Below are 1853 nucleotides of genomic sequence, written 5' to 3' on the forward strand. Positions count from 1 at the left end.
ACACAGGCTTCCATCGCTGTCAGCGGGGATGGCACCTCATGGTATGTGCTCAATGCCTCCCCCGACCTGCGGACCCAGATCAACCAGACCCCCGACCTGCACCCCCGCATCGGCCTGCGCTCCACCCCCATTGCCGGGGTTGTGCTGACCAGTGGCGAAATTGACGCCATTACCGGCCTGCTGACCCTGCGCGAGCGACAGGCGTTTGGGCTGTATGCAACCCAACCCGTGCTGGATCAACTGGACGCCAACCCCATATTTACCGCGCTCGACCGCACGCTTGTGCCGCGCCTGCCCATGGTGTTGGACCGCCCGATAGCCCTTGAGCCACCGGGCTTTTGCATTACTCCGTTTTCGGTCCCCGGCAAGGTGCCACTCTATGCCGAAAAAACCGAAAACCCGGCCGAAATCATGAATAATGGTGAGACAATCGGGCTGGACATAACCGATGGCACGTCCCACGCCCTGTTCATTCCCGGTTGCGCCATGATGACAGAGGCCCTGCGCACACGCATAAACGGTGCGGACGCCGTGTTCTTTGACGGCACCCTGTGGACTGATGACGAGATGGTGCGCGCAGGCCTTGGCAGCAAAACCGGCCACCGCATGGGCCATATGTCTCTGGCTGACCAGCCCGATGGCACCTTTGCCGCCTTTGCCGGGATGGATGTCAAACGCAAAATTCTCATCCACATCAACAATTCCAACCCCGTTCTGCTCGCAGACAGCCCCGAGCGTAAACAGGCCGAAGCCGCAGGCTGGGACGTAGCCTTTGATGGCATGAAGGTAAGACTATGACCGACCGTATTCTCACCCCCGATGGGCTGGAAGCCGCTCTGCGCGCCATTGGGGCAGAGCGTTACCACAACCTGCACCCCTTCCACCGCGCCCTGCATGACGGCAAGCTGAACAAGGGGCAGGTGCAGGCATGGGCGCTGAACCGCTACTATTATCAGGCCAGCATTCCCGCAAAAGATGCCTCCCTGCTTGCCCGCCTGCCCACCACGGAACTGCGGCGCGAATGGCGGCGCAGGTTGGAGGACCATGACGGCACACAGCCCGGCACGGGGGGCGTGGCCCGCTGGCTCAAGCTGACCGATGGGCTGGGGCTGGACCGCGCGTATGTGCAATCACTCGACGGGTTGCTACCGGGCACACGCTTTGCCGTGGAGGCCTATGTGCAGTTCGTACGCGAACGCTCCATTCTGGAGGCCATAGCCTCCTCCCTGACGGAGCTTTTCTCCCCCACCATCATCAGCGAACGTGTGGCGGGCATGCTCGGCAACTATGACTTTGTAACCGAGGAAACACTCGCCTACTTCAAACCCCGGCTGACACAGGCCCCGCAGGATTCCGCCTTTGCACTGGCCTATGTGCGCGAACACGCCCGCACGGCGGAACAGCAGAAAGCCGTGCTCGACGCGCTGAAGTTCAAATGTAACGTGCTGTGGTCCATGCTGGATGCGCTGGATTACGCCTACGTGGTGCCTGCTCGCATTCCCCCCGGCGCATTCCGCCCGGACACGCAGGCATGACCGGGGCTCCGGCCCACAGCATAACCGAGACCACCGTGCCACGCTTTGCGCGTGGCACCCGCCTGCAATACGACCGCGTGCGCGAGGTGTGGTTTATTCAGGCCCCCGAGCGCGCCTTTCATGCCGACCCGGTAGCGGCGGAAATTCTGCAACTGGTGGATGGCACACGCACCCTTGGCGCGATCATAGACCTGCTGGCACAAAAGTTTGACGCGCCCCGCCCCGTTATTGCGCAGGACGTGCTGGCCATGGTGGCCGAACTGGCCGAAAAGCAGGTTCTGCTGCGCGCATGACCGCCCCCCGCCCCCATGAGCCTGC

General features: G+C 62.5%; 3 protein-coding genes. All 3 read left to right on the top strand.

Going from position 1 to position 1853, the window contains the following annotated elements; all coding sequences use genetic code 11:
- Positions 1-798: pyrroloquinoline quinone biosynthesis protein PqqB (gene pqqB / locus JCM25146_RS15815; RefSeq protein ID WP_025829255.1), on the top strand; the 798-nt coding region annotated here is incomplete at its 5' end.
- Positions 795-1535, top strand: a complete 741-nt coding sequence (pqqC, locus tag JCM25146_RS15820; RefSeq protein ID WP_025829257.1) for a pyrroloquinoline-quinone synthase PqqC — start codon at positions 795-797, stop codon at positions 1533-1535. The genes pqqB and pqqC, both read left to right, overlap by 4 nt.
- A complete protein-coding gene (pqqD, locus tag JCM25146_RS15825; RefSeq protein ID WP_035372994.1) occupies positions 1532-1828 on the top strand; it encodes a pyrroloquinoline quinone biosynthesis peptide chaperone PqqD in 297 nt (98 codons plus the stop codon). The genes pqqC and pqqD overlap by 4 nt, the downstream gene beginning before the upstream one ends.
- Positions 1829-1853 lie beyond the last annotated feature (25 nt).

This window comes from Acetobacter okinawensis JCM 25146, from assembly GCF_000613865.1.
Lineage (GTDB): Bacteria > Pseudomonadota > Alphaproteobacteria > Acetobacterales > Acetobacteraceae > Acetobacter > Acetobacter okinawensis.

What these genes read in the sequence shown, in the direction of transcription:
- pqqC (WP_025829257.1), top strand. Translation starts at nt 795, where the DNA reads ATGACCGACCGTATTCTCACCCCCGATGGGCTGGAAGCCGCTCTGCGC.
- pqqD (WP_035372994.1), top strand. Translation starts at nt 1,532, where the DNA reads ATGACCGGGGCTCCGGCCCACAGCATAACCGAGACCACCGTGCCACGC.